At 54.3% G+C, this 21,495-nt stretch carries 20 protein-coding genes; 14 read left to right on the forward strand and 6 right to left on the reverse strand.

What is annotated here, in order from left to right:
• Positions 1-25: 25 nt before the first annotated feature.
• A complete protein-coding gene (locus tag LC431_RS06265; protein WP_119262228.1) occupies positions 26-1,246 on the reverse strand; it encodes an aspartate aminotransferase family protein in 1,221 nt (406 codons plus the stop codon).
• 260 nt (positions 1,247-1,506) lie between these two features.
• Positions 1,507-1,704, reverse strand: a complete 198-nt coding sequence (locus tag LC431_RS06270; protein WP_126124174.1) for a hypothetical protein — start codon at positions 1,702-1,704, stop codon at positions 1,507-1,509.
• A 358-nt stretch (positions 1,705-2,062) separates the two neighbouring features.
• On the opposite strand from LC431_RS06270, the gene LC431_RS06275 reads away from it, so the two are divergent.
• From LC431_RS06275 to LC431_RS06300, 6 genes are all read left to right on the forward strand, one after another.
• Positions 2,063-3,049: an autoinducer 2 ABC transporter substrate-binding protein gene (locus tag LC431_RS06275; protein WP_013575004.1), complete on the forward strand. Its 987-nt coding sequence runs from the start codon at positions 2,063-2,065 to the stop codon at positions 3,047-3,049.
• A 280-nt stretch (positions 3,050-3,329) separates the two neighbouring features.
• Positions 3,330-4,868, forward strand: a complete 1,539-nt coding sequence (locus LC431_RS06280; RefSeq protein WP_013575003.1) for a sugar ABC transporter ATP-binding protein — start codon at positions 3,330-3,332, stop codon at positions 4,866-4,868.
• On the forward strand, positions 4,861-5,850 hold the full coding sequence (locus LC431_RS06285; RefSeq protein WP_013575002.1) for an ABC transporter permease: 990 nt from the start codon (positions 4,861-4,863) through the stop codon (positions 5,848-5,850). Before LC431_RS06280 ends, LC431_RS06285 begins: the two co-directional genes overlap by 8 nt.
• Before the next feature lies 1 nt (position 5,851).
• Positions 5,852-6,805 (forward strand): ABC transporter permease, encoded by a 954-nt coding sequence (locus tag LC431_RS06290; protein ID WP_013575001.1) that lies wholly within the window; start codon positions 5,852-5,854, stop codon positions 6,803-6,805.
• 29 nt (positions 6,806-6,834) lie between these two features.
• Positions 6,835-8,475, forward strand: coding sequence for an FGGY-family carbohydrate kinase (locus LC431_RS06295; RefSeq protein WP_013575000.1), 1,641 nt, complete (start codon positions 6,835-6,837; stop codon positions 8,473-8,475).
• On the forward strand, positions 8,472-9,080 hold the full coding sequence (locus LC431_RS06300; protein ID WP_013574999.1) for an SIS domain-containing protein: 609 nt from the start codon (positions 8,472-8,474) through the stop codon (positions 9,078-9,080). The genes LC431_RS06295 and LC431_RS06300 overlap by 4 nt, the downstream gene beginning before the upstream one ends.
• A 9-nt stretch (positions 9,081-9,089) precedes the next feature.
• On the opposite strand, the gene LC431_RS06305 is transcribed toward LC431_RS06300, so the two are convergent.
• Positions 9,090-10,523 (reverse strand): PLP-dependent aminotransferase family protein, encoded by a 1,434-nt coding sequence (locus tag LC431_RS06305; protein ID WP_153375015.1) that lies wholly within the window; start codon positions 10,521-10,523, stop codon positions 9,090-9,092.
• A 367-nt stretch (positions 10,524-10,890) separates the two neighbouring features.
• Here LC431_RS06305 and spy point away from each other — a divergent pair, with 367 nt between their 5' ends.
• The 4 genes from spy (at position 10,891) to LC431_RS06325 (ending at position 14,635) form a co-directional block, all read left to right on the forward strand.
• Complete coding sequence (gene spy / locus LC431_RS06310; protein ID WP_013574997.1) at positions 10,891-11,400, forward strand: ATP-independent periplasmic protein-refolding chaperone Spy; 510 nt, start codon at positions 10,891-10,893, stop codon at positions 11,398-11,400.
• A 288-nt stretch (positions 11,401-11,688) separates the two neighbouring features.
• A complete protein-coding gene (locus LC431_RS06315; protein ID WP_013574996.1) occupies positions 11,689-13,755 on the forward strand; it encodes a carbon starvation CstA family protein in 2,067 nt (688 codons plus the stop codon).
• A complete protein-coding gene (locus tag LC431_RS06320; RefSeq protein ID WP_013574995.1) occupies positions 13,748-14,053 on the forward strand; it encodes a YbdD/YjiX family protein in 306 nt (101 codons plus the stop codon). The genes LC431_RS06315 and LC431_RS06320 overlap by 8 nt, the downstream gene beginning before the upstream one ends.
• A 246-nt stretch (positions 14,054-14,299) precedes the next feature.
• Positions 14,300-14,635, forward strand: coding sequence for a phage holin family protein (locus LC431_RS06325; RefSeq protein WP_015689658.1), 336 nt, complete (start codon positions 14,300-14,302; stop codon positions 14,633-14,635).
• Positions 14,636-14,718: 83 nt separating this feature from the next.
• Here the strand turns inward: LC431_RS06325 and nac are convergent, their stop codons facing one another.
• The 3 genes from nac to LC431_RS06340 form a co-directional block, all read right to left on the reverse strand.
• Positions 14,719-15,645 carry a nitrogen assimilation transcriptional regulator NAC gene (gene nac, locus LC431_RS06330; protein ID WP_013574993.1) on the reverse strand — a complete coding sequence of 309 codons (927 nt, stop codon included), beginning with the start codon at positions 15,643-15,645 and terminating at the stop codon, positions 14,719-14,721.
• 349 nt (positions 15,646-15,994) lie between these two features.
• Complete coding sequence (locus tag LC431_RS06335; RefSeq protein WP_223509481.1) at positions 15,995-16,780, reverse strand: SDR family oxidoreductase; 786 nt, start codon at positions 16,778-16,780, stop codon at positions 15,995-15,997.
• Between the two features lie 39 nt (positions 16,781-16,819).
• Positions 16,820-17,719 (reverse strand): GntR family transcriptional regulator, encoded by a 900-nt coding sequence (locus LC431_RS06340; RefSeq protein WP_013574991.1) that lies wholly within the window; start codon positions 17,717-17,719, stop codon positions 16,820-16,822.
• Between the two features lie 192 nt (positions 17,720-17,911).
• Between LC431_RS06340 and LC431_RS06345 the strand changes: the two genes are divergently transcribed.
• The 4 genes from LC431_RS06345 (at position 17,912) to LC431_RS06360 (ending at position 21,492) form a co-directional block, all read left to right on the forward strand.
• Positions 17,912-18,730: an ABC transporter substrate-binding protein gene (locus LC431_RS06345; RefSeq protein ID WP_013574990.1), complete on the forward strand. Its 819-nt coding sequence runs from the start codon at positions 17,912-17,914 to the stop codon at positions 18,728-18,730.
• Between the two features lie 46 nt (positions 18,731-18,776).
• Positions 18,777-19,490, forward strand: a complete 714-nt coding sequence (locus LC431_RS06350) for an amino acid ABC transporter permease (protein WP_013574989.1) — start codon at positions 18,777-18,779, stop codon at positions 19,488-19,490.
• 10 nt (positions 19,491-19,500) lie between these two features.
• A complete protein-coding gene (locus LC431_RS06355; protein WP_013574988.1) occupies positions 19,501-20,244 on the forward strand; it encodes an amino acid ABC transporter ATP-binding protein in 744 nt (247 codons plus the stop codon).
• Between the two features lie 84 nt (positions 20,245-20,328).
• Positions 20,329-21,492 carry a M20 family metallopeptidase gene (locus tag LC431_RS06360; protein WP_112151789.1) on the forward strand — a complete coding sequence of 388 codons (1,164 nt, stop codon included), beginning with the start codon at positions 20,329-20,331 and terminating at the stop codon, positions 21,490-21,492.
• The last annotated feature ends 3 nt before the right edge of the window (positions 21,493-21,495 follow it).

Raw genomic sequence — 21,495 nt, forward strand, 5'->3', positions numbered from 1 at the left:
GCGCTACCTCATTTAACCCAAAGAATCACACGCACAGGCGCGCGACAGCCCGCTCAAGGCGGTTCAGCCCTTCTTCAATATCCGCGCCCGGAATAATCAGTGATGGCGCAAAGCGCAGTACATTTGGCCCGGCAATCAGGGCGATCAGTCCTTCTTCTGCCGCCAGCGTGTTCAGCTGTTTGGCCTGATCTTTATACCGTTCACTCATCACAGCGCCGATCAGCAGCCCCTGCCCGCGCACTTCGCTGAACACCTTATAACGGTCATTGATGCGTTTCAGACCATCGGCAAACCACTGATGACGCTTTTGCACACCGGACAACACCTCCGGCGTGTTAATCAGCTCAAAGACTTTGCCCGCCACCGCCGTCGCCAGCGGGTTACCGCCGTAAGTGGTGCCGTGCGTGCCCGGCTGGAATAACGCAGCATAGCGGTCAGTGGTCAGCATCGCGCCAATCGGGAAACCGCCGCCCAGCGCTTTGGCGCTGGTCAGAATGTCCGGCACCACGCCGTAATGCTGATACGCATACAGCTCGCCGGTACGCCCGACGCCGGTCTGTACTTCATCGAAAATCAGCACAGCCTGATGTTTGTCACACAGCTCACGCAGACCTTGCAGGAAACCGGCCTCTGCCGGTACCACACCGCCTTCGCCCTGGATCGGTTCGACAATCACGGCACAGGTGCGGGAAGAAATCTGGCTGGCAACGGCGGCCAGATCGTTAAACGGCAGATGGGTAATCGCCTGCGGTAAAGGCGCAAAATCTTCTGAATATTTCGGCTGACCGCCGGTCGTCACCGTAAACAGCGTGCGGCCATGAAACGCGTTTTTGAAGGCGATGATTTCATTCTTTTCGCCGCCGGATTTATTACCGTACAACCTGGCCAGTTTCAGCGCCGCTTCGTTGGCTTCCGCGCCGGAGTTACAGAAAAACACTTTGTCCGCAAAGGTGGCGTCGATCAGTTGCTTCGCCAGACGCAGCACCGGTTCGTTGGTGTAACCGTTGCCCAGATGCCAGACTTTATCCGCCTGTTCATGCAGGGTTTTACGAATTTCCGCATGCGCATGTCCCAGGGCATTCACGGCAATTCCGCCTGCGAAATCGACATAATCTTTACCCGTCTGATCCCACAGCCAGGATCCTTCGCCACGCACAGGAATAAACGCCGCCGGGGCATAAACCGGCACCATCCAGTCATCAAAGTTCTGGCGGCTGACGTTTTGTGGTTGCTGTTGGTGTTCCATATAAACCTCTTTTTCGCTGATTTCAGGGTGCACACCCCCGTCCCCCATACAGACAGGAAGTGCACCGGGTTCCGATGTTTTTGCACATTTAGCGGGCAATCGCGCTGGCGAGAAATGGCAGTTACTAATTTGTTATTTAAAAGTTAACAAATAATTTCACTCAGTCTCATCATAGATTGCAGTCTTCATGCCAGCAAAGGAAAAAAGTGAATAAAAAAAATGACATCGAGAAAAAACAACCACTTAATATCGCCTGTTATTCACTTTAATTGCATAAAAAATGAATAAAAGAAAAAATCCCCTTTTGCAGCAACGAGGGCACAAGAATGAGTATGCAGGGAAATATTTTGATTTCGGGTGGAATGTTTTATGCAGGATTGTGATCCGGCGCGGATCACCCGCGCTTCAATGCAGAGCAATGCCAGATAAAGGTGCAACAGCGCACGATTTTGGCGCACCCGCGTCCCGTGACGCTGCTCACAGTCTGTGCAAATAAAAAAAACCACGCGGTCTTTCTTTCAGGAAAAAGACCGTTATTACTTTCTAATGTTTCTTAATTGTTAAATATTAGGTATTTTTTTGTTTAATTGTTATCGGTAACATTTATCAAATCCCAGGCTATGATGGTTTTTATATTTTTAATTAACTTAATTTTTACATATAAAACCACTTAATTTAACATTTTAGGGCTTTGATCACATTCCGTTCACGACCACGCGAAAACAGCTTTCCCCTTAAGTTAATCTCTGAATGTGGAATAAATAACCACCACCCGTTCCCTACACCAAAACAGAACCTCATAAGAAAGGTACAGACATGAAATTTAACCTCGCATTAGTCAGTGCATGTGTGGTTTCAGCATGCATGTTATTCACAACACCGTCGTTCGCCGCCAAACCCTATGACATTGCCGTCGTCGCTAAAGTCACCGGTATTCCCTGGTTCACCCGCATGGAAGTCGGCGTAAAAGAAGCCGCGCAGAAGCTGGATGTCAACGCCTATCAGGTAGGCGCATCCACGCCGGATCCGGCACAGCAGGTCAAAGTGATTGAAGATTTGATCGCCAAAAAAGTCGACGCCATTATCGTGGTACCGAACGACGCCAAAGTGCTGGAGCCGGTGCTGAAAAAAGCCCGTGATCAGGGCATCGTGGTGTTAACGCATGAATCTCCCGATCAGCAGATTGGTCAGTGGGATATCGAAACCATCGACAGCCAGAAATATGCCGAAGCCAATATGGACGAGCTGGCGAAAGATATGGGCGGCAAAGGCGGTTATGCGATTTATGTCGGTTCCCTGACCGTGCCATTGCATAACGCATGGGCTGATGCCGCCATTAAATATCAGAAAGAAAAATACCCGGACATGCATGAAGTCACTTCACGCCTGCCGGTCGCAGAAAACATCGATAAGTCTTACTCCACGACGCTCGATTTAATGAAAACCTACCCTGACCTGAAAGGGATTATCGGTTTCGGTTCGCTCGGCCCGATCGGTGCCGGTCAGGCCGTTCAGCAGAAACGTGCGAAAAATAAAATTGCCGTTGTCGGTATCGCTATGCCAGCTCAGGCCGCGCCCTATCTGATGCGTGGCGATATTAAGAAAGTGCTGTTGTGGGATCCGAAAGATGCCGGTTACGCCTTAGTCACCGTTGCTGACCAGATGTTGCAGGGTAAAGAAGTGACTAAAGATCTGAGCATTGACGGGCTGGGCAAAGCTGATGTGGATATGGATAAGCATGTGATCCGCTTTAATAAAATTCTGGAAGTCACACCAGAGAATGCGAAATCACTTGGCTTCTGATTTAACTTTTTAATGCTTTTATTTACCGGATATTTACCGGAGATAAATTTATCTCCAGCGCCACACCAGGCAAATAGAAACAGATACGGCGATGTTTGCTGTGCCGTATCTGAATTTCTAATCAGACATTGAAAACTTATACCCTAAATAATTCGAGTTGTGGGAAGGCGGCAAATGAGTGAATCCCGATGAGCTTACATAAGTAAGTGATTCGGGTGAGCGAGTGCAGTCAACGCATCCACAGCGCGAAGTATGAAGGGTATGTTGTAAGGATAATGTGATGAATACTCTCACTCCGTCGTCCAGTTCGCGCACGTCCCCTGCCCCTGCTGAGGCCTTTATCAGCCTCGAAAAAATCAGTAAAAAATTCCCCGGCGTATTAGCGCTGGATAATGTCAGCCTGACGCTGAATAAAGGCGAAGTGCATTGCCTCGCGGGTCAGAATGGCTGCGGCAAGAGCACCATTATTAAAGTCATTTCCGGGGTCTATCAGCCGGAAAAAGGGGCGGCGATTACCCTCGACGGGAAATTATTTCATACCCTGACGCCACAACTTTCTTCTTATTACGGCATTCAGGTTATTTATCAGGATTTATCTTTATTCCCGAATTTATCGGTGGCTGAAAATATCGCTATTCACCGTTATTTACCGGGCGGCGATTTCTGGGTACATCGCGAGGCAATGCGCAAAAAAGCGGTCGCGGCGATGCAACGCGTCGGCGTCTCTCTGGATCCGGATCGTAAAGTCGAAAAGCTGTCGATCGCAGACCGTCAGTTAGTGGCAATATGCCGCGCAATCGCCGCTGACGCCAGTCTGGTTATCATGGATGAACCAACCGCCTCACTGACCCGCACCGAAGTAAACGGTCTGCTGCGGGTGGTGAATGAGCTGAAAGCCGCCGGTATTTGCGTGGTATTTGTCAGCCACCGTCTTGATGAAGTGATGGAAGTCGCTGACCGTATCAGCGTGATGCGTGACGGCAAACTGGTCGGCACCTATCCGGCCAGCGAACTCGACAGCAATGAGCTGGCCTTCCTGATGACCGGACAGCGTTTTACCTACAGTCATCTGCCGCACCGTGCGCCCGCAGACGTGACGCCGCTGCTGGAAGTCCGCCGCCTGAGCCGCAAAGGTCAGTATCAGGATATTTCGCTGTCGCTGCGTCAGGGCGAGATCACCTCGATTATCGGTCTGCTCGGTTCAGGGCGAACGGAGCTGTGTCTGAGCCTGTTTGGCATGAGCCAGCCGGACAGCGGGGAAATCCGCGTTAACGGCAATGCGGTAAAATTCCGCAGCAACCGCGATGCTATCCGCCACGGTATTGCTTATGTGTCGGAAGACCGTCTGACACAAGGGTTGATCATGGAGCAATCCATTTACGACAACACGCTGGTGTCGATTTTCGACAAGTTGCACACCCGCGCAGGGCTGATGGATCACCGCAAAGCGGCGTCAGTGGTGAAAGACCTGATCCGTGATCTGAACATTAAAGTGTCGGACAGCGGCCTGCCAGTGAAAACCCTGTCCGGCGGCAATGCGCAGCGTATCGCTATCGCCAAATGGGTGGCGACGCAACCACATATCCTGATCCTCGACTCCCCCACGGTGGGTGTCGATATCGCCAACAAAGAAGGGATTTATCGCATCGCACGTGATCTGGCGGAGTCCGGCATGGCGGTGCTGATGATTTGCGATGAAATCCCGGAAGCTTATTACAACAGTCACCGCGTGCTGGTGATGCGCAAAGGCGAACTGGTGGCGGAATTCGCCCCACACCAGAGCAGCGAAGCGCAAATTGCGGAGGCGATCAATGGATAATAAATCTCTCTCGAAACTGTTTTCTCAGCACGAATTCTGGCTGGGATTACTGGTTCTGCTGCTGGTGATTGGCCTGAGTGTCAGCACCAGTGAATTTATGACGCTCGGCAACCTGACCGATGTCGCCACCAGTTACGCCATTCTCGGTATTCTGGCCTGTGGCCTGTTTGTGGTGCTGATCGCCGGTGGCATCGACATCTCCTTCCCGGCCGTCACCTCCATCGGTCAGTACGTGATGGCGAGTTACATCATTCATCATGGCGGCAGCTTTCCGCTGGCGTTTGCCATGTCGATGGGTACCGGTTTGTTACTCGGGCTGGTGAACGGTTTTCTGGTTTACTGGCTGCGCGTTCCGGCCATTATTATCACCATTGCCACGCTGAACCTGTTCTACGGTTTGCTGGTGTATCTGACCAACGGCACCTGGCTGTACGGTTTCCCTGACTGGTTTATGAACGGCATTAACTGGTTCTCTTTTACCGCTGCCGATGGCTATGACTATGGCCTGACGCTGCCGCTGCTCAGCCTGCTGGGCGTGATTATCGCCACCGGCGTGCTGATGAACCGCACCCGCGTGGGACGTCAGATTTACGCGATGGGCAGCAACCGTGACGCCGCGTCGCGTCTCGGTCTGAACATCCTGCGGCTACATTTTTACGTCTACGGTTTTATGGGATTGCTGGCGGGTATCGCCGCCGTGGTGCAGGCACAAATTACGCAGTCGGTGGCACCTAACTCACTGCTCGGTTATGAGCTGACGGTACTGGCGGCGGTGGTCTTAGGCGGCACCAGCATGACCGGCGGACGCGGCTCGCTCACCGGCACCATTCTCGGTGTGATGCTGCTGGCCTTCCTGCAAAACGGCCTGACCTTGCTGAGCATTTCGTCTTACTGGCATCAGGTTTTCAGCGGCGTGATCATTCTGGTCAGCATCAGCAGCACCGCGTGGAATGAAAAACGCAAACTGGCAAAGGGGATGTGACATGACAACCTTAAACCGATTCTTCCCCGGCGACCGCATCATCCGTTTGCAGTTGCTGATCATCGTCGCCGTTGCCGTGTTGTTCTCATTCACGCTGGGCGGCAGTTTCTACAGCGTCGGTAATTTCCAGTCGATCTCTTCGCAGTTGCCGATTCTGGGCATGCTGGCGCTGGGGATGGGCATCACCATGCTCACCGGCGGTATCAACCTTTCGGTCATTGCCGGTGCCAATGCCTGTTCGCTGGTCATGGCGGCCATTCTGGTGGCACATCCGGATCAGCCGCAATATTTCGTGCTGGCGATGCTCGCCGGTCTGGCTGTTGCGGTTGTCATTGGCGTACTTAACGGCGCGCTGATTGCGTATATCGGTGTCTCACCGATTCTGGCAACGCTCGGCACCATGACACTTATCGCCGGGCTGAATATTCTGCTGACCAACGGCGCGGTGATTTCCGGCTTCCCGGCGGCGATACAGTATCTGAGCAATGGCAGTCTGCTGGGCATTCCCGTCGCCCTGCTGCTTTTCCTGCTGGTGGCGCTGTTGTTGTGGGTTTTACTCGAACACACCACGCTTGGCCGCAGTTTGTATCTGATGGGTTCCAACGAACAGGCCACGCGCTTCAGTGGCGTCAATACGCACAAAGTGACCATCGCAGTGTATGTGCTTTCCGCCCTGCTCGGCTGGGGCGCGGCACTGCTGATGATGTCCAAATTTAACTCGGCAAAAGCAGGCTACGGTGACTCGTATTTGCTGGTAACCATTCTGGCCTCCGTGCTCGGCGGAATTAACCCCGACGGCGGCTTCGGGCGGGTCATCGGACTGGTACTGGCGCTGATCGTCCTGCAAATGCTGGAAAGCGGCCTGAACCTGATGGGCGTCAGCAGTTACCTGACAATGGCTCTGTGGGGCGGCGTCCTGATCCTGTTTATCGCTCTGCAAAACAGAAAATCTTAAGCGAAAGCTTTTTACCGAAGGGAAAGAACATGGCGAGTTATTTTATTGGAGTAGACGTAGGAACCGGCAGCGCCCGCGCGGGCGTCTTCGACATGACCGGCCGCATGGTCGGCCAGGCCAGCCGTGAGATTACGTTGTACCGCCCGAAAGCCGATTTCGTTGAGCAATCTTCTGATGAGATCTGGCAGTCCGTTTGCAATGCCGTGAAAGACGCGGTCAATCAGGCGGACATCAACCCGATTCAGGTGAAAGGTATCGGTTTCGACGCCACCTGTTCGCTGGTAGTGCTGGATAAAGAAGGCAAGCCGCTGACCGTCAGCCCGTCCGGGCGCAGCGAGCAAAACATTATTGTCTGGATGGATCACCGCGCCATTACTCAGGCCGAGCGCATCAACGCCACAGGTCACCGCGTGCTGGAATTCGTCGGCGGGATTATTTCGCCGGAAATGCAGACGCCAAAATTGCTGTGGCTGAAACAGCATATGCCCACCACCTGGAACAACGTCGGCCACCTGTTCGACCTGCCGGATTTTCTGACCTGGCGCGCCACGCAGGACACCACCCGTTCGCTGTGTTCTACCGTCTGTAAATGGACGTATATCGGCCATGAAGACCGCTGGGATCCCAGCTATTTCCGTCAGATCGGACTGGAAGATTTACTGGAAAACAACGCGGCGAAAATCGGCAGCGAAGTGAAAACCATGGGTGAACCGCTCGGACACGGTCTGACCCAGCGTGCCGCTGCAGAAATGGGGCTGATGGCCGGTACCGCCGTCAGCGTTTCCATTATCGATGCCCACGCAGGCAGCCTCGGTATTCTCGGTGCCAGCGGCGCCTCCGGTGAATCGGCCGATTTCGACAACCGCATTGCGCTGATTGGTGGCACGTCCACGGCACATATGGCGATGTCCCGCAGCGCACGCTATATCGGCGGTATCTGGGGGCCATACTATTCGGCCATTCTGCCTGATTACTGGCTGAACGAAGGTGGACAATCCACTACCGGGGCGCTGATTGACCATGTGATTCAGTCGCATCCGTGTTATCAGGATTTACTGAAACAGGGCAAAGACAGCGGCAAAACCATCTATGAAGTGCTCAACGGCATTTTGCGAAAAATGGCCGGTGAACCGGAGAATATTGCCTTCCTGACCAAAGACATTCATATGCTGCCCTATTTCCACGGCAACCGTTCACCGCGCGCTAACCCGACGCTGACCGGTACGCTGACCGGCCTGAAACTCTCGCGTACGCCGGAAGACATGGCGCTGCATTATCTGGCCACCATTCAGGCGCTGGCGCTGGGCACCCGCCACATTATCGAGACCATGAATCAGAGCGGATATCGCATTGATACCATGATGGCAAGCGGCGGCGGCACCAAAAATCCGGTGTTTGTTCAGGAGCATTCCAACGCCACAGGCTGCGCGATGTTATTGCCGGAAGAAAGCGAAGCGATGCTGCTCGGCAGTGCCATGATGGGCACCGTCGCGGCGGGCGCCTACGACTCTTTGCCAGAAGCGATGGCCGCCATGAGCCGCATCGGCAAAACCGTGACACCGCAAACCAACAAAATTAAAGAGTATTACGACCGTAAATACCGCGTATTTCATGAGATGTACCACGACAGCATGAAATACCGCCGCCTGATGCAGGGGGAAACCCAATGAATGCGGATGAAGAATTTACCCTGGCGTGTCAGGGCTGGCAGACCTACAGTCAGGAATTACTGGCGTTACAGCATCATCTCGATGCTGATATATGGCAGCAGTTACTGACGCTGGTCACCGGCTGTACGGGCAAAATTGCCGTCACCGGCGTCGGCACGTCGGGCATTGCCGCGCGGAAAATAGCCCACATGCTGGCGTGCGTCGAGCAACCGGCGGTGTATCTGAGCGCCACCGATGCCGCCCACGGTGACCTGGGATTTATGCGCAGCAACGACCTGATGATCCTGATTTCCCGCGGCGGCAATTCTGAAGAGCTGACGCGCCTGTTACCGACGCTGAAAGCCAAAGGTGTGGCAATCATCAGTGTGACGGAGAATCTGGATTCGGCGATTGCCCGCGCCGCCACGCTGGTGGTGAAAACGCATATCCGGCGGGAAATCGACCCGCTCAATATGCTGGCCACCACGTCTGTCGTGCTGGTGCTGGCGGTGTTCGATGCATTGTGCGGCAATATCATGCTGCGCAACGGTTTCGATCAGCAAAGCCTGCTGAAAGTGCATCCGGGCGGAAATGTGGGCAAGACGCTGCGAGAGCAGGATCTGTGAACAACATTCTCAACCTTTAATCTCTTCCGCCACCAGCGCCGCCAGAATGGAGATGGCGCGCGCGGTGTGCGGCCCCCATTCGAAAGAGGTATTGATACGGATGCAATGGCTGAAGCGCTTGTCGGCAGAAAACATGGTGCCGGGCGCGACGCTGACGCCTTTTGTCAGCGCGCGCTGATAGACCCGCGCCGCATCCACATTGTCACCCAGATCCAGCCACAGAAAATAGCCGCCTGCAGGTTGCGTCACCGACACCTGCGCCGGAAACTCCGCCAGAATCGCATGACGCATCGCCATCTGCCGTTGTTCGAGTACGCGCCGTAAGCGTCGCAGATGGGTATCGTAACCTCCCTGCTGCGCCCCCTTTTGCAGATAATCGGCTAACGCCAGCTGAACCGGCACGCTGGCCGATAACGTGCTCATCAGTTGCAGGCGCTGAATACGTTCAGCATAAGCCCCCGCCGCCACCCAGCCCACGCGAAAGCCCGGCGCGAGGGATTTCGAAAACGATGAGCAATGCAGAATGTCGCTGCGATAATCTGACGCCTTCAGCGGCACCGTTCGTTCGCTGCCAAAATACAGTTCGCTGTATACGTCGTCCTCGATCAGAGCCACTTTATGTGCCTGCAAAATACTCACCAGCCGTGCCTTTTTCTCCGGCGGCAAACTGCATCCGAGCGGGTTCTGAAAACTCGACATCAGCCAGCAGGCTTTGATCGGATAAAGTTTCAGCGCCTGTTCCAGCGCATCGGGATCCATGCCGTAACGCACGTCAGTCGGAATGGCGATGGCTTTTAATTTGCGCCGTTCAATCGCCTGCAATACGCCGTAAAAAGCTGGCGATTCGATAGCAACCCAGTCACCCGGCTCTGTCACCACCTGCAAACTTAACCCGAGCGACTCCATCGCACCCGACGTAATGACGATTTCATCGGGCGCGACTTCAATACCATTTTGTGCATAGCGCTGTGCAATGCTGCGGCGCAGTTCTTCATTACCCGGTGGCAGATTCGCAATGGCGCTGTGCGGGGACATCCGGCGCACCGCGCTGGCCAGGGAACGCGCCAGACGTGGCTGCGGAAAAAGTGTCGGATCAGGAAACGCAGAACCGAGTGGCACCACGGCGGGATCTTGCCCGGCTTTGAGAATGTCGAAAATGGCGTCATTGACGTCCACCTGCTCTGCAGCATGCAAATACCCGTCGGGAGATGGGCGCACCGGCCGCTGTATACCCGCTGCCACGTAATAACCGGACTGCGGACGCGCGACAATCACCCCCTGACTTTCCAGCAACTGATAGGCCTGCAAAACCGTCATCAGACTCAGGCCAGACTGTTTGCAGGTATCACGTAAGGAAGGCAGCCGGTCGCCCGGCAACCAGACCTGCGTATCAATTTGTCTGCGCAACGTACGCGCCAGCGTTTCATAACGGGATTGAGTCATAATTCATCAGCACTGTTATAGGAAGTGTTAATCAAATGATAACTATTATGCCTGATTTTGCGCTTTTCCCCGGAGTAAACTGTTCATCAACAGCAATCAATGTTTACCCGGGAGGTATGGCGGCGAAACATTCGCCATGGTAATGTGTTAATTCATCGCATTACTCAGATTTATCTGAGCTTCCCTTCACACCTGTTCGCGCAACCTTACGCTTTCTAAACACTTTCTCCACGATCGCTGGAAAAGTAACATCACGCCTTTCACTCTTTTACATCCACACCGCATTACTATTCATTGGATTGCGTAGACTTGTTTTCGTCGAAACAAAACGGGCGAATTGCCTGAATCTCCAATGAGGAATTTAATTATGCGTAAACTTACCGCAATGATTGTGGCTTCAACTCTGGCTTTGAGCTCTGCTTCTTTCGCATTTGCTGCTGAAACCGCAGCCACGCCGGCCACTGACGCCGCGACCGCGACGCACGGCAAAATGCTGCATCATAAAGGACCGCAACATATGAACCCGTTTGCGGCGCTGAACCTGACTGAGCAGCAGAAAACGCAGATGAAAGAAATCATGAAAGACAGCGGCGCGCGCCCTGACCGCGCAGCGATGAAAGCCCAGATGGATCAGATGCACAACCTGGTGGCTTCCGACAGCTTCGATGAAGCCAAGGTGAAATCGCAGATTGATACCATTACCAAAGCACAGTCTGATCGTATGCTCGACCGTGCCCGCGCAGAGAACAAAATGTATAACCTGCTGACACCAGAGCAGAAAAAACAGTTCAATGAGAACTACCAGAACCGCGCGGCCAAAATGGAACAGATGCGTGACCACAAACCGGGTCAGGAAAAACCAGTAACCGCTGAATAATTGACTGACCAGACAGGAGAACCGGCCCCCGTGGCCGGTTTTTTTTGCTTTTTTACTTACCCGCCACAACTTTATTGTCATCCGACCAGTCTTCTCTGCGCAAAGCGTCAGCCCCATCACAAATTCATCTTTAACTTCATACTTTTCTGTATAAACACATTATTTTTAAACAGTAATTCAACAAAGTCGCAACCGCATTCGGCCATGCGACCTTTACCTCTCTACATCACACTCTCTACATAAAAAGTGGCTGGCTATCACCGGACCACTCATAAGGAGTTGTACATCATGAAAAGCGTCAAGTCCGGGATAACCTGGCTGGTGGTGGCGTTAATCGGGGCTTTTGCCTTTGGAATGCTGGCCCTGAGCCGGGGCGAACATGTTAACGCCCTGTGGCTGGTGGTCGCTGCCGTTGCCTGTTACAGCATTGCCTACCGTTTCTACAGCCTGTTTATCGCAGAAAAAGTCTTCGAACTCGATGACAAACGCATGACACCTGCCGAGCGTCGTAACGACGGGCTGGATTATGTGCCGACCAATAAATGGGTTTTGTTCGGCCACCACTTTGCCGCCATCGCAGGCGCGGGTCCGCTGGTCGGCCCGATACTGGCTGCGCAAATGGGTTTCCTGCCGGGCACGATCTGGATCCTGGTCGGCGTGATGCTCGCCGGTGCGGTGCAAGACTTCCTGATCCTGTTCATCTCCACCCGTCGTGACGGCCGTTCACTGGGCGAAATGGCAAAGCAGGAACTGGGCAGTTTCGCGGGCGTGATCACCATGCTCGGCGCGCTGGGCGTGATGATTATCATTCTTTCCGCGCTGGCGTTAGTGGTCGTCAAAGCGCTGGCCGATAGCCCGTGGGGTCTGTTCACCATTGCCGCGACCATTCCCATTGCCCTGTTTATGGGCATCTATATGCGTTTTCTGCGTCCGGGGAAAATTGCAGAAGTGTCGGTGATTGGCTTCGTGCTGATGATGCTCGCCATCGTTTACGGCGGCAACGTCGCGGCGGATCCTTACTGGGGACCGTTCTTTACCCTGCACGGCACCACGCTGACCTGGGTGCTGGTGATCTATGGGTTTATTGCCTCGGTATTGCCGGTCTGGCTGCTGCTGGCACCGCGCGATTATCTCTCAACGTTCCTGAAAATAGGCGTCATTGTCGGGCTGGCGGTCGGTATCGTCTTTGCTATGCCAGAGATGAAAATGCCAGCGGTTTCGCGCTTTATTGACGGCAGCGGCCCGGTATTCTCCGGCAGCCTGTTCCCGTTCCTGTTTATCACTATCGCCTGCGGGTCGATTTCCGGTTTCCATGCGCTGGTCTCGAGCGGCACAACGCCGAAGCTGATTGAGCGCGAAAGCCATATCCGCTTTATCGGCTACGGCGCGATGCTGATGGAGTCGTTCGTGGCAATCATGGCGCTGATTTGTGCGTCGGTTATCGACCCGGGGGTGTATTTTGCGATGAACTCTCCGGCGGCGCTGATCGGCACCACGGCAGAGAGCGCTTCACAGGTGATTAACGGCTGGGGCTTTGTCATCACGCCAGACATTCTTACGCAAATAGCCAAAGATGTCGGCGAACAGTCAATCCTTTCCCGCGCCGGTGGCGCACCAACCTTCGCTGTCGGGATGGCACACATCATCACCGATGTGTTCAACAGCCGCGCGATGATGGCCTTCTGGTATCACTTCGCTATCCTGTTCGAAGCCTTATTTATTCTGACCGCAGTGGATGCCGGTACCCGCGCCTGCCGCTTTATGGTGCAGGATCTGGTGGGGGTCGCCGTCCCTTCGCTGGCGAATAACCGTTCGTGGATCGGCACTTTCGCCGGTACCACCGTCGCGGTTGCGGGCTGGGGCTTCTTCGTTTATCAGGGTGTCGTCGATCCGCTGGGCGGCATTAATACTCTGTGGCCACTGTTTGGTATTGGTAATCAGATGCTGGCCTCGATGGCGTTGATTCTGGGCACCGTGGTGCTGTTCAAAATGAAGAAACAGCGCTACGCATGGGTCACGATTTTGCCGACTATCTGGCTGTTTATCACCTCGATGACTGCGGGCTGGCAGAAGATTTTCCACGAAAAACCGTCGATTGGATTCCTGGCGCAGGCGAAGAAATTCTCTGCCGGGATCGACAGCGGCGAAATCATTAAACCGGCCAAAACGCTGGCGGACATGCAAACCATCGTGCTGAACAATCAGATCAACGCCATCCTGTGTGGATTCTTTATGCTGGTGGCGGTCACCATGCTGATTTCAGCGTTCTTCGTTATCCGTCGCGCGCTGCAATCGAGCACACCGACAGTGCATGAAACGGCTGTTGTACAACGTCGCGAGGCCCGCCATGTCTGATTCAAGAGCATTATTTAAAACCGCGCGCCCTGCGGCGTTACACGTCATCCGCTGTCAGCCGTTGTTCACCGTGCAGCCCAAACCACACAATGTGACCGGCTGGCTGAAACTGGCGATAAAACGCACTGCTCAGAGTTTTCGCCTGATGGTCGGCGTGCAGGATTATCAGAATTATGTCCGGCACATGAAGGTCAGACACCCGGAAATGACGCCGATGACCGAACGCGAATTCCACCGGCGATGCCTTGAAGCGAGGTTCCCGAGCGAAGGCGGGAAAATGGGAAAATGTCCGTGCTGACATCAGAGTGACCCCTCCGGCTCAGTCACGATGTCGTGTTTTACACCTTCCTCTTCACACAGGGGAAGGTGTCGTCACACCACCTGAAATGCAAAGCCTTTTATATTTTTTAATTGCCCGGTGATGTCAGCCTGAAAACCTCACACTGAAATGTGTTGTCTTGTGATTTTAGCCCCCTCGTATCTGGTGATAATTTAGCCGCATTAGTTTTATTGAGAATTCATTTTTACTTCTGAGGGCATCACTATGATCGAGGCAACACATATCCGGGACATCCTCCTGATGGATCACCGTATTGTACTTTGCGTCATTGGAATGGCGGCGTGGGGCGGGATTGTTCGCTATATCATGCTCAGGCAGCAGAAACCCATCCTGGATGAAATCAGGGCATGCCTGTTGCAGATTGTTGTTTCCTGCTTCAGCGGAATGCTGTTGAGTATTTTCGTTCTGTCACGCAATGCCAACGATGACCGGTTACTGGTCATTGCCGGTTTGGGCGGGGTATTTGCCGGGCCACTTCTCACCCTTATCGGTAAGAGAATCGCTGGCTTTGTTGACAACTACAGTCCGGCGTCTAAATAAGCGCATTCACCTCTTCCCCGGCAAAATCTATACGCCGGGGATTTTTTTACCTTGCCCTGGTTGGCTGAACGTTAACGCCCCGCTTAACTCGCCACTAACATCGGCTCTGCCACCGGAGCCGTCTGTTCGAAAACCAGAGACAGCAGGATCTTCTTCACCGCCATGGCTTCCTGCGATAACGCCAGCGTTTCACAAACACACAGCGAAAGCGGAACCTGAATCGCCGGACTGCTGATGCATGACATCCAGGCTTTAGCCGGACCCGTCATGGTGCGGGCAGCGGATTCAGGCAAAATAGTCGCCCCCAGACCGCTGGCAACGGCGGCAGTCAGCGTGGCGGAAGATTCAATTTCACCAATGATATTGGCACTTAAACGGCGCAACGCCATCGCATCATCCACCAGACGGCGGGTGACATTGTGGGAACGCGGCATGAACAGGTTTAGTTTTGCCACCTCAGCCAGTTCGACATATTTACCCGGATTCGGCACAGAATGCGCGCCGACCAGATACAAATCTTCTTTCATCAGCGGCTGACTGCTCAACCCTGAGGCCACGCTGGTGCCATAAAAGACCGCCATGTCCATACGCCCGTTGAGCACTAAATCGCCCAGCGCAGTGCCGAAATTCTCGTTGAGATACAGCAGAATGCCCGGGTGCTGCTTGCGGACAGCCTGTAGCAACGGCAGCGCCAGCCCGGAGGCGGCAGTGCCCGGCGCAAGGCCGACAGAAACCTGTCCGCTGAGCGATTGTCCGGCGTTATTCACGGCACTGTGGATTTGGTCGCACTGGCGCAAAATGGCCTGGGCGTGGGAATAAAGAATATTACCTGCTTCGGTAGGAGTGACGCCGCGCTTGGTGCGAATCAGCAATTGTTGCTGCAATTCCCCTTCCAGTGTCGCCAGTTGCTGGCTTAATGCCGGTTGGGCGATATGCAGAACATCAGCGGCCTGTGTCAGGCTGCCAATATCGACGATTTTCACAAAGTATTTCAGACGTCTGAGATTCATCTCTGTCTCCATTTTGCGCGAAAAGGGATAACCCTGGACTGTTGTTATGAAGGTAAGTTATCTACGCAAACGATTAGCGTGACTGATAAAAGCAAGATTTACGCCAATCTCCGGCATGCAGATTAAAAACGCCTGCTTCAGAGGCTAATACCGCAAAATATAAGAGAAAACTATTACGCGTGACGTGTGGGAAACGGAGGGCGCGGGGAATCTCAGAGGGAATTCACTGCGCTGATAAAGAAGGATGCACCAATATCATGCATTCTTATAGGTCACCCTTATAAATTAGCAGGGTTAATAACAGCGATGCCACGAAACAGATTCGCAGCATCACGTCCTGACGTCGCGTTTATATTGACGGGATCATGCCGCCATCGACGCGGATCACCGAACCGGTTACATATGACGCCTGCTGGCTGGCAAGAAACGCCGCCACAGCGCCATACTCTTCCGTTTTACCGTAGCGTTTTGCCGGAATGCTGGCGGCACTTTTTGCCGCGACCTCTTCGACCGATGTCCCTTCCCGCCCGGCGCGTGCGGCATCGAGCTGACCCAGACGCTGCGTGGAAATACGCCCCGGCACCATCACGTTAACCGTGATGCCGTCACCCGCCACTTCGGAGGCCAGCGTTTTCGACCAGCCGACCAGCGCCATGCGTAAAGTATTCGACATGCCGAGGTTGGCAATTGGCGCGATCACGCCCGACGACGTGCTGGTAATAATCCGCCCCCAGCCCGCATTGTGCATATCCGGCAGCACTTTATCGGTCAGTTGAATAAGCGAACTCACCATCGTGGAGAACTGAGATTGCCACGCATCCGGCGCGACGCCAGCGGCCTTCGTCGGCGGTGGCCCGCCTGAGTTGTTTATCAGAATACCCACCGGTCCGAATGTGCGGCGGATTTGCATCAGCACATCATCAAAGCTTTCCGGTGCTGTCAGATCCAGCACCCACGCCTGCGCGGTACCGCCCTGTTTTTCAATCATGCTGACAGTTTCCTGCAACGCACTCAGCGTTCGCCCGCAAACCGCCACCTGAACGCCTTCGCCTGCCAGGGCAATGGCCATCGCACGGCCTAAACCGCCGCCTGCGCCACTGACCAGCGCCACGCGGCCCTGAATACCAAAATCCATCACTTTTTCCTCTGGTTTATGTAAGACAAAAACAGCGGATCACCCCACTTTGCTGACTTTGTTAAGCACCATCTGATAAGCCGATTGCAGGTGGCTGCGCATCATGTCCGCCGCCGCTTCCATCCGCCCTTCCAGCACGGCGTCGATGATGGCGACATGTTCCTCGCACCATTCGCGCACACGCTGTTTATTGGTGTAACTGCCGAACTCCAGCAGGCGGCGCAGCCGGTTTTGCTGCTGAATTGCCTGTAATACAAAAATATTGCCGCTGAACTCCGCCAGCATTTCATGAAAGGTGGCGTCCGTTTCGAAAATCTGACGGCCATCAACGGCCAGAATATCCGGATGCGTAATCAGATAAATATGCTGCATCCGCAGGCGGCGCAGCGCGCTTTTATCGGCGTGAAAACCTGCCGCCATGAGCGCGCCCGGCTCAATCATCAGACGGAATCCGTAGCCGTTACTCAGCGCTACATCGGTATTCAGGGTCGGTAAGAATGACCAGCCATGCCCCTTGTTGCGGGCGATCAACCCGTCTTCCGCCAGACGCAGCAACGTGCGCGCCAGCACGCCACGATCGACGTCATAGCGCTGGGCGATTTCCGTCTGCGTCAGGGAATCCGGCAACTTTCCGGCGATACGGTCTTTCACCAGTTGCTCGTATAAATCCTGATCATTACTGGCGGGGATATCAATGCTGATGCGCTGAAGTTCATCGAAGGCTTTCAGCAGGAAAAAACCCTGATTGCGCCGCGCTTCGATAATGCCTAATTCACACAGTAATTTCAGGGCAGTACGCACCGGCGTACGCGACACACCGAGCATATCAGCCAGTTGTTGCTCCCTGAGATGATGACCTGGCTCAAATTTTGCTTCACGTATCAGGTCAAGGATTTGGTTTGCCAGACGCCTTCCGCTGGCTGTCGTAGTTTGGGTCATGGAATAGCAGCACCTGAAAGTATTTGTTGTTTAGGTTTGTACAATATCACAAGCCTTGAGGATGGTGAAGTCTGGTTACAAAGCCCCCAAATCGTGCAATTAATGCACCAAAAAAGAGCCTTGACTCACAAATTTAATTGTATTTAATGAGACACAAAGAGCAATCCTGCTCATGGGAAACTGGAGTCTGTCATGTCAAAAAAAGCTTTTTTGCGTCGATATGCCGCCGTCTCTCTGGCCGCTATTTGCCTGAGTGCCCCGTTGTTCAGCCAGGCTGCTGCGCCAGTTCTGGTCAGTAAAGGTCATCTGACGTATGGCACCGCCGCCACGTTCATGCCGTTTGAATTTACTAAAGATGGCAAGCTGACCGGTTTCGATATCGATCTCATCACCGCCCTGTCGAAAAAACTGGCGCTGACACCGGAACCGATGTCGATGGAGTTCAAAGGACTGATCCCCGCGTTGCAGGGCAAACGTCTCGATATCATCAACTCAGCGATGTACATCAACCCGACCCGTTCTGAGCAGGTGGATTTTGTGCCGTACCTGAAAATCGGCAGCCGCGTCATTGTGGCGAAAGGCAATCCGGAAAAAATCACCGGTCGAGATTTGTCCCTGTGCGGCAAAAACATCGCCGTGACGCTGGGCGGCATTGAAGAAAGTCAGGCGCGTGCAGACAACCAAAAATGTCTGGATGCGAAAAAACCGGCGCTGACCGTGCTGACCTTCCCGGCTGCCACGGATTCCGCCGTCGCAGTGGCACAAAAACGTGCTGATGCAGAATTCCTGTCAACGCCGGGTGCTGTGGCGCTGCTGAGTGAAAAAGGCGATACCTTCGAAGCCGTCGGCGCTGAGTTTGAAGCAGACACGCACATCGGTTTTGCCGTGCGTAAAGGCGATACCGAAATGAAATCGCTGCTGGAAAAAGGCCTTCAGGACGTGGTGAAAGACGGAACTTATCAAAAAATCATCAGCAAATGGCAGTTCCCGGCTTCGGTGTCCATTTTCTGAAACCGTGATGTTAAGTAAAGCGTTGCCCTGACGTTGAGGAAAGTTCATGTCACTTGATCTTGTTTGGCAATACCTGTTCTCACCGGCGTTCTTTCAGGGCGCATTAATGACCTTGTTGTTAACGGTGTGCTCGTTGTTCTTTGGCATTATTGCGGGGCTGGTGCTGGCCCTGCTGCAGGAATCCCGCTTCCGGGCGGGATCCGTTCTGGCCTTCTTCTATCTCTGGTTATTTCGCGGCACACCGGTGCTGTTCCAGATTATTTTCGTTTACAACGTCCTGCCAACCTTCGGCCTGCGCTTCTCCGCTTTCACCTGTGCGGTGATGGCGCTGTCCTTAAATGAAGGGGCGTATATGGCGGAGATTTTACGCTCCGGCTTACAGGCCGTACGCAGCGGGCAGCGAACGGCGGGGATGGCGCTCGGCATGACTCAGAGCCAGATCATGCGCAAGATTGTGTTGCCACAGGCCGCGCGCATCGTGTTGCCGCCGATGGGCAATCAGATGATCAGCATGCTGAAGTCGAGCGCACTGGTGTCGGTGATTGCCGTGCAGGAACTGCTGCTTATCGCCAATCAGACCGCCAGCGCCAGCTTCCGATATTTCGAAGCACTGTGCGCCGCAGGTATTTACTACCTGGTGCTGACTTCCGTATTCATGGTCGGACAGGCCTGGCTGGAACGTTCGCTTGATCCGAAAAAGCGCAAGAAACCCGCGCTGTCACTGACTGAACGCCTGCTGCGCAGCAGCACGCCAAACTGAGGAGAAGTCCGTGAGTCAATCCAAACCGGTTCTGGAAATCATCGGCGTCGATAAACATTTTGGCGCACAACACGTGCTTAAAAACTGTTCACTGAATGTGGTTCAGGGCGAAACCGTGGTGCTGATTGGTCCGTCAGGTTCAGGCAAATCTACCCTGCTGCGCTGCATCAATTTGCTGGAGCCGATCCAGGGGGGGTCGATCTTCTTTCGCAATCAGGACATCACCCACGCCAGTATCGAGCCGCATAAATTACGCCGTGACATCGGCATGGTGTTCCAGAACTACGAACTGTTTTCCCATCTGACGGCGGCCGAAAACATCATGCTCGCGCCGATGACCGTGCTGGGCGTCAGCCGCAGTGAAGCCGAGGCGCAGGCACTGGAACTGCTCGGCAAAGTACGAATTCCTGATAAAGCCGATTCGTTCCCGGATGAGCTTTCCGGCGGCCAGCAGCAACGTGTCGCCATTGCCCGTGCACTGGCGATGAAACCCAAACTGATGCTGTTTGACGAGCCGACTTCGGCGCTCGACCCGGAAATGATCCGCGAAGTGCTCGACGTGATGGCCGATCTCAGCGCCGAAGGCATGACCAGCATTGTGGTCACGCATGAAATGGGCTTCGCGAAACGTGCAGCCAATCACATCGTCTTTATGGAAAACGGCGAAATCATCGAAAACGCGACCGGCGAAAAATTCTTTGGCGGCGATGTCAGCCTGCGGGCGCAACGTTTCTTAGATCAAATCTTACATTGATCCTTTTCAGCACTCTCAAAACACCTATTGCGCCCTCACCAGGGGCCTGACTTTTGCCACAAAACTGTTTTTCAGGAGACACCGATGAGTCTTTCATCGCCCGATATCAGCAGAATGAAACGCGATCTTGCCGCACTGGTGGCGATCAATACCGAAAACCCGCCGGGACGTGAACGCGAGGCCGCAGAGCTTATCAGCGCCATGCTCAGCGACATCGGCTTCGACCTGACGCTCAGCGAGTACGCACCGGGACGCACCAACGTGATTGGCAGGCTGGAAAACGGCAGCGGCCCGTGCTTTGCCTTTAATACCCACATCGACGTCGTACCGGCCGGTGAAGGCTGGCAGCAGGATCCATTCACCCTCACCGAACGCGACGGGCGGTTGTATGGCCGCGGAGCCTGCGACGCTAAAGGCCCGCTGATCGCCATGATCGAAGCCATGCGCTGGCTCGCGGCCAACCGCAATGACTGGCGCGGCACGCTGATGGCGATTTTTGTCGCCGACGAAGAAGTCGCCAGCGAAGGCGCGAAGTTTTATGTGCGCGAAGCCCCGGCGCATATCGATTACGTGGTGATCGGCGAACCGACGTCCAACACCACATACTCGGCGCACAAAGGCAGTTTACGTCCGCTGGTTCGCGTTCATGGCGTCACCGCGCATTCCGGCACACCGGAGCTGGGCGAGAACGCTATTTTCCGTGCCGCGCAACTGCTCGGTCTGGTGGAAGAAACGCATGAACATACCGTGCGTTGTCGCTGCCATCCGCTGGTCGGTAACGCCAGCCTGACGGTCACGCGCATTAGCGGCGGACATGCCGATAACGTGCTGCCGGGCGCCTGCGAATTATTGCTCGACCGGCGTATGGTGCCGGGCGAAGACGAAAACGCCGTGAAACAGGAAATTCAGGATTTACTGCAACTGGCGCAGGAAAAATTCGGTGTGCGCAGCGAAATCATCACCTACAAACCCACCACCGGCGGTGCGACCGAAACCGATTCTGACGATCCGATTGTGCGGGCGGGCGTTGAAGCCTGCGCCGCCCAGGGCAATCCAGAACCCGGCCCGTTCGGTTTTCAGGGGGGATGCGATCTGGTGCATTTTCGCAGTCTGGGCACTAAAGGCATCATCATCGGCCCCGGTTCGCTGGCCGTCGCGCATAAACCTGATGAATTTATCCCCATCGATGAATTCGTGGCAGGCAGCAAAATTTACTGCGATGTTGCCTTAAAAATGCTCAAACGCTGAGGG

It is taken from the genome of Rahnella sp. GSA61A, from assembly GCF_019969905.1.
In the GTDB taxonomy this organism is placed as follows: Bacteria; Pseudomonadota; Gammaproteobacteria; order Enterobacterales; family Enterobacteriaceae; genus Rahnella; species Rahnella aceris.